Below are 6,327 nucleotides of genomic sequence, written 5' to 3'. Positions count from 1 at the left end.
GAGTTGTTTGACAGGTTCGCCATTCTTGCGCGGCGTTAAACTCACATTTGAGCATTCGCATCTTGACAGATTAATATGCCAAGAAAAATCGATTATACCTTCAATGTCATAAGCCTGACCTATGGATAAACTTACTTATGAGATTCGGAATGATCAGACGAAGCTTCGTGTGGGAAGCTAGCCAGAATAGCGAACAGACGGGGAAAACCTAACGGTTCCTTTCCTTCAGTAAAAACGCCCCAGTTCCCTGATCCTTTGCGGATAATCATCTGGAAAACGCCAGATGATCTCTCCGGGTGCGCGCACCAGACCGCGCGCGGCGGGGTCTTTGTTGGTCAGCAATGATAGGAAAAGATCGCTGCTGGCCCATGGTGAAGACCGGAAATACCAATGTCCGTTGCCATTGCCCGCCTCTTCGGCATCCGTCACGTCGATGACATGCAGCCTTGGGGTCCGGGCCAATTCCGCTTGCACCGCAGGTACTGCTTCGCCGGGGGGCGAGGTCTCTCCGACGCGCTTGCGGCCAAAGACGAGCCTAGACATCGCCAGGGCGGAATCCGTTTGCGACTGATAGATCGTCAGGTCCGTAACCGCATCGAGTAGACCGTCCTCGATAGCATGAATGAAATAAGCACGGTCTAGATCGCTGCCGATCAGGATGAGTTTGCCCAACCGCGCGTTTCCCTCGGCCCCCAACGCGATTTGATAGGCGGCGTCAAAGGCCAGCCTTGTCCCGGCGCTGTAGCCGATCAGGTGGATGCGACGGGCATTGGTATGGGTCGAGAGAAAGGCAATCAACTCGCGCAGATAACGTCGCGAGGCCAGCGCCGATTCCTGATCACGGAAATAGGCCAGCGTATTTGGGGTTGCTGTCCAGTTGTAACTGATGAAAGCGCCCTGATAGCCCAGAAAATGCCGCAACTGGCTTGAGACTAGGGTGGAATAGTCGAAGTCCACATTATAGCCGTGGATGTAGATGAAAATGTCCTTGTTGGCCGATTGCGCCAACTGCGCATTAATTTGTGACGCAAAACGGCGACCGGCGGCTTCAACTTCGACACGGCTGGGTGGGGTATCCATGTATTTGATTGCGCTGAACGGCAAGATGCCGGTCTCGGCCACGCCCACCACACGCAGCCTATAGTCCTGATCCCGCGCCGCGGCGAGTGTTATGCGCCGTGCATTTTCCCAGCTTTCAAGCGGCGGGTCCGACGCAACCTGCGCGACACCCGCCCGCAGCACTTGCCCCCGTGCGTTATTGTAGCTTTTCTGTGGGTCGTCCAGTCCTGCGGGCTGGCGGTCTGTTGCGTAAAACAGTCGCGCCCGCGACTCGAAATTGCCCTCGGTCACATCCTCGAATGGATCAAGCGTGCCATCAGCAAAGACCGTTGGCGAAGGCATAATGTCAATTTCATTGTAGGTTTTCGCTGCACACCCAGTCAGGGCGACACAGATCAATAGCCACCAAAACCTACGCATCAGACCCTTAACGCTCCGTCATATTCCGGCCGCTTTGTGAATTTGCGGCACAAGATTTCACACATTTCTTTTGCAAATAGTCCGACATTGGCAATCGTTTATTGCCACGCGCGACCATAAGTATCAGCCGCAAATTGGGTGCGGTTTCGATGCCCGGCGCCCGCACCGGGCACGACCTCGATGGGTCTAGTCTGCCAAAACCGAGTCAGATCCTGCGCGTTGCTGGGTTCGATAGAGAGAGGGCGAAACGCCTGTCCAGCGGTTGAAGGCGCGTCGGAAGCTGCGGGGATCTTTATAGCCAAGCGTACTGGCGATCTGGTCAATAGACCTGTCGGTCTGGGTCAGCAAATGCTGTGCCTTGCTTTTTGCAAAGCGGGTTTGGACGGCGTTGAAGGACGTGCCTTCCTGACGCAGCGCGCGCTGCAGGGTTCGCGGCCCTATTGCAAGATGGCTTGCCACGGTATCCTCTGACATATCCGCGTTTGCGACAGTGATCTGCAATATCTGTTCCACTGCATCCCCAATGGTCTGCACAGGATTAACGCCCATCAACGCCGCCAGATCATCAAGATCAATGTTCGCGTCCAGACTGCGGGGCGAAGGGTTGCGCGTTTGCAAATCGCCCAGTCGGATGGCAATACCGGGCGGGCTGTCCCGAAGACGCACGGGGGCCCCAATCATCTCTTCGATCTGCGGGACATCGACTCGCGCCTCATGTGGCAGTTCAATCCAGTCCGGGTGCCAGCCTTCGCCCAGAAAGTGGCGGATAACGGTAGCGAGGACAAACACCGAGCCTTCGTCCAGATGTTTGTGACCCATGACCGTCAGCCCGACTGCACTGCGCCCGACCACGACATGGGTCTCGGTCTGACGAAATACGATCTCTGAACCTGGGTGTATCAGCAAGAACGCCCGTGCCCCGCGCGCCAGCGCGGTAGCCAGATCAGGCGCGCTCAGCACAAAATTTGAATACGCGCCGTAACGCGCGTAATCGAATTTGCGGCCAATCCGGGCACCAAGAAGCCTGTCGCCCATCGCACGGGCCACCGTTTCAACCAGAATGCCCTCTGATGCGTAGGGTGCAAAACCCGCTTTCAGCGATAGAACAGAACGGTCCAGGCCGACCGCTTGAAGGGCGTCCGCAACGGTGCTCGCTCCGGCGAAATCTTCAAGCAGTTCCACGACATGGGCCAACTCGCGAATTGTAACCATGTTTCGACGCATTGGGTTAGTTTGTCGGGAATTGTCCGGTGACACAATCCGTCAAGGCGCTGCACAATCGCCCTGCGACAACGGGTTACACCGCCGTTCCCTCAACCCGTCATCACCGACGAAACCTGTGATTTCTTAAGGGACATGTTCGTGAGTAAGTCTTTCCCCCTCTCTCTCAGTCAGTCGCTGACGTTGCTGGCCACGATCTGGGCTCAGGCGGCGTATGCGCAGGATATGGACACAACCGTCGACAGTTTAACTGACAGCCGCGAGATCCCGGTTACCATCGACAATTTCACCCGCGCCGCGACTGATCTTGAGCTGGGCAAATATGTGTCACTGGCCGGAGGAGTGAACAGGTTCTTTCACTTTCGCGAACCGACCCCGGTGGATGATCAACCAACTATCCGGATGAACCGCGACACGCTGTACAGCACCGCTGTTATCGACATCAGCGAAGGCGCAACCCTGACGCTGCCAAATGCAGATGGCCGCTATATGACCGCAATGGTTCTCAATCAGGATCATTACATCGAAGAGGTGTTTCACGGTGGTGGCACCTATGCGCTGGATGTCGAGACTTTTGGCACGCCCTATGTTGTCGTCTTCATGCGCGTGTTGGTCGATGCCGCCGATCCTTCGGATGTGGCCACCGTCAACGCGTTGCAGGACCAGATGCTGGTCGAGGCCGGGTCGGCCCGTCCGTTCATCCTTCCCAATTATGACGAAGCCAGTTTTGAGGGGCTGTTACAGAGCATTCTGGCCCTCGGCCCCTATGTGCCGGACAGTTCCCATATGTTCGGCGCGCGTGATCAGGTTCAGGCGGTCCGGCATCTGATCGGCACCGCTGGCGGTTGGGGTGGGTTGCCCGAGCATGAGGCCTATTACGTCAGTGTAGAACCAAATCTGCCAGTGGCCGAGTATCGCATCGATGTTCCCGCCGAGGTGCCGGTCGGGGCGTTCTGGTCTGTCAGCCTTTATAACGCCAGGGGCTTTTTCCAGCCCAACGCGCAAGGTGCCTATAACGTCAATTCAGTGACAGGTGCGCGCAATGGTGATGGATCAATGACCATTCACCTGAGCGGGTGTATGGATGGGCGGGTCAACTGCCTGCCGATCATGGAGGGCTGGAACTATACCGTGCGGATGTATCAGCCCGGGCCCGAGGTTCTCGATGGGACGTGGAGCTTCCCCCCAGTTCGCCTTTTGAATTAACGGAAAGGATTTCTCATGCGACGTCTTCTTTTTGCCCTTGCGCTGTGTGTGCCCTCGATTGCCGCGTCAGAGGAGGTGCGCATCCACAACCTTGTGCGGGCGGAATCTGACACGATGATCCGGGCAAATCTTGCCGCCAATGGGGTGGGCGTGGGCGAAATCGTTCACGAGCGTACGCTGGTTTCGGCGGATGCTCCGCAGCCGATCATCCGCGCAAATCAGGACACGCTTTATTCCGCCGTGATCCTCGACCTGTCCCAGCCGGTCCAGATCACTTTGCCCGACGGCGATGGCCGTTTTCAGTCGATGCTGGCTATCAGCCAGGATCACTATGCCTTTGTCGAGGCGACGCCGGGCACCTATGACCTGACCGAGGACAATGTCGGCACGCGCTTTGCCTTTGTCCTGTTCCGTACATTCGCCGATGCCACGGATGCCGAAGATCTGGCCAGAGCGCATGCGGCGCAGGACGGGATCGAGCTCAGCGGCGGTGGCAACGGCCCGTTCGAAGCGCCGGACTGGGATATGGAAAGCCTGGCCGAGGCGCGCAAGGCGGTGAACGATCTGGCAAGCGCGGTCGGCTTTGATGCGGCCAATGCCTTTGGCCGCAAGGACGAGGTCGACCCGATCGATCACCTAGTCGGCGCCATCGCTGGTTGGGCAGGGCAACCGGCGACCACAGCCTCGGCCGTGATCGCCAGTGTCGATGCAAATGATGGCGAGACGCCCCATGCAATCACGGTCAACGACGTCCCGGTCGACGCGTTTTGGTCGATCACCGTTTACAATGCCGACGGCTATCTTGAGCCGAACGAGCTTGACCGCAACAGTTACAACAACGTTTCTGCCAAGCCCAACGAGGACGGGTCATACACTATCCACTTCGGTGCATGTGACGATGGCCGGATTAACTGTATCCCGACCCCGCCAAACTGGAATTACACCGTCCGCCTGTACCAGCCGCGCGCCGAAATTCTGGATGGAAGCTGGACCTTTCCATCGGCTGAACGGATCAACTGAACCGATAAGGAGACCGAGATATGCAGTTTTCGACAAAGTCACAGGCCACCGCACTCGCCCTGCTGATGGCCGCAATCCTGGCCTTGCCGCTGCCAGCCGAGGCCCAGTCGCAACGAACGAAGAACACGGTTGGCGGTGCTGTCGTGGGGGCTGGGGTGGGGTACCTCGTATCCGGCAGTGACGGCGCAAAAGCCGGAGCCGTCGTCGGTGCCATCGCAGGCTATCGTAAAAAGCGCTAAGGCCACGCTGCACGTGCCGCACACTGTTGAAGAAATGAGGTAGATCACATGAAACGAGTTTCCCTTACGGCTATTTTCGGGATGTGCATTGCAGCGCTGGCGAGCACTGCCTCTGCCGATGCGGAGATGGACGAAATCATCGCCGCAGCTGCACCGTTCATGCATCTTAGCTGCGCCAGTGTTCTTGCAGAGCACGAGGATGACCCCGATCAGGTAAGCCAGATCGTGCGTCTCATGGCGATGGTGTCGCTCTACAACCGTCAGATCGATGTCGTGGCCACCGTCCCGGAAGAATATCTGGGCGACCTCAAGACCGAGTTCGTCGAAGAGCTTGAAGACGCCTGCGACAACGATGGTGGCAGGTTGCTGGCCGGGGCAGTGGACGATGCTGTGAGGGAAACCTTTGAAGAGTTCGAATAATCCGCTGCATTAACAATCGGCCGCCGATTGCGGCGGCCGGCTTCTTGATAGGTCTATTGCAAAATGAAATGGTGCACGGGCGCAAAGGACCATGCCAAACCCGCTGTACAATGGGTGAGATGCACATCAAGGTGAAGGGCATTTGTGACAAAGCACGATTGCCTCCAGCCGTGAAGAGATTCGTAACGCAGCTGTGACGCTCTTGGCAGTCCAGCTTCAACCGCGCTATCCTGTGTTTCAGAAGAAAGCTTGCTTGTTGTTTTCTCACCCTGGCCTCGCCCAACTCAGGGGTCGAAGCCTCTGGGAAACATGGCGCGATTCAGTGGGATTTCGATTGGGTGAAACTCATTCAGGGCATTACCTTTGTCCCAAAGTAGAAGCAGCTCGCAATTGTGTGGCTTTTTGTTGGTTTTTCTTGACCAGCTAATCAATTTGATACATTTTTCACGACAAAGACCTAAATGGAGCACAAATTAACACGAATTTAGACCGTTTTGTTTGTTCACCGCGATCCTTGGGAAAGAGGTTTCACTTCGGTCCAAGGATGGTTTCAAAGCGGCGGCAATGCTAAACTGGAATTCCTGTGCGGGCTGGTTTTGGCAACCTGATATGGAAAGGTATCGCCCCGACACTTCGCATGTGAACAGCGCATCTTGAGGGTCCAAATCTTTCGAACCACCGGGCACCGGATGCAAATGACCCAAAGCGCCTCGCAAATGAAGGCGCCCAAAAACGAAGATCA

The 6,327-nt window shown here is 56.6% G+C and carries 7 protein-coding genes; 4 read left to right on the top strand and 3 right to left on the bottom strand.

Annotated features, from left to right (window positions below; all coding sequences use genetic code 11):
• Positions 1-225 precede the first annotated feature (225 nt).
• A complete protein-coding gene (locus ACR0AM_RS21325; protein ID WP_480623968.1) occupies positions 226-1,401 on the bottom strand; it encodes an alpha/beta hydrolase in 1,176 nt (391 codons plus the stop codon).
• Between the two features lie 264 nt (positions 1,402-1,665).
• A complete protein-coding gene (locus ACR0AM_RS21320) occupies positions 1,666-2,691 on the bottom strand; it encodes a helix-turn-helix domain-containing protein (protein ID WP_480623967.1) in 1,026 nt (341 codons plus the stop codon).
• A gap of 150 nt (positions 2,692-2,841) precedes the next feature.
• Between ACR0AM_RS21320 and ACR0AM_RS21315 the strand changes: the two genes are divergently transcribed.
• From ACR0AM_RS21315 to ACR0AM_RS21300, 4 genes are read left to right on the top strand one after another with little or no spacing between them, the layout of a single operon-like run.
• The gene (locus tag ACR0AM_RS21315; RefSeq protein ID WP_480623966.1) at positions 2,842-3,906 is read left to right on the top strand and encodes a DUF1214 domain-containing protein; all 1,065 of its coding nucleotides are present in this window, start codon (positions 2,842-2,844) and stop codon (positions 3,904-3,906) included.
• Between the two features lie 15 nt (positions 3,907-3,921).
• Positions 3,922-4,926 carry a DUF1214 domain-containing protein gene (locus tag ACR0AM_RS21310; protein ID WP_480496621.1) on the top strand — a complete coding sequence of 335 codons (1,005 nt, stop codon included), beginning with the start codon at positions 3,922-3,924 and terminating at the stop codon, positions 4,924-4,926.
• Between the two features lie 20 nt (positions 4,927-4,946).
• The gene (locus ACR0AM_RS21305) at positions 4,947-5,165 is read left to right on the top strand and encodes a glycine zipper 2TM domain-containing protein (RefSeq protein WP_480477721.1); all 219 of its coding nucleotides are present in this window, start codon (positions 4,947-4,949) and stop codon (positions 5,163-5,165) included.
• A 48-nt stretch (positions 5,166-5,213) separates the two neighbouring features.
• Positions 5,214-5,585 (top strand): hypothetical protein, encoded by a 372-nt coding sequence (locus ACR0AM_RS21300; RefSeq protein ID WP_480623965.1) that lies wholly within the window; start codon positions 5,214-5,216, stop codon positions 5,583-5,585.
• Between the two features lie 473 nt (positions 5,586-6,058).
• On the opposite strand, the gene ACR0AM_RS21295 is transcribed toward ACR0AM_RS21300, so the two are convergent.
• On the bottom strand, positions 6,059-6,327 hold a 269-nt coding region (locus ACR0AM_RS21295; protein ID WP_480623964.1), incomplete at its 5' end, for a hypothetical protein.

This window comes from Ruegeria sp. AD9, from assembly GCF_056542305.1.
This window is presented reverse-complemented; position numbering and strand designations above follow the sequence as displayed.

Excerpts from the sequence above, each read along its gene's own strand:
- ACR0AM_RS21325 (WP_480623968.1), bottom strand. The coding sequence starts at position 1,401 with ATGCCTTCGCCAACGGTCTTTGCTGATGGCACGCTTGATCCATTCGAG.
- ACR0AM_RS21310 (WP_480496621.1), top strand. The coding sequence starts at position 3,922 with ATGCGACGTCTTCTTTTTGCCCTTGCGCTGTGTGTGCCCTCGATTGCC.
- ACR0AM_RS21305 (WP_480477721.1), top strand. The coding sequence starts at position 4,947 with ATGCAGTTTTCGACAAAGTCACAGGCCACCGCACTCGCCCTGCTGATG.
- ACR0AM_RS21320 (WP_480623967.1), bottom strand. The coding sequence starts at position 2,691 with ATGGTTACAATTCGCGAGTTGGCCCATGTCGTGGAACTGCTTGAAGAT.
- ACR0AM_RS21300 (WP_480623965.1), top strand. The coding sequence starts at position 5,214 with ATGAAACGAGTTTCCCTTACGGCTATTTTCGGGATGTGCATTGCAGCG.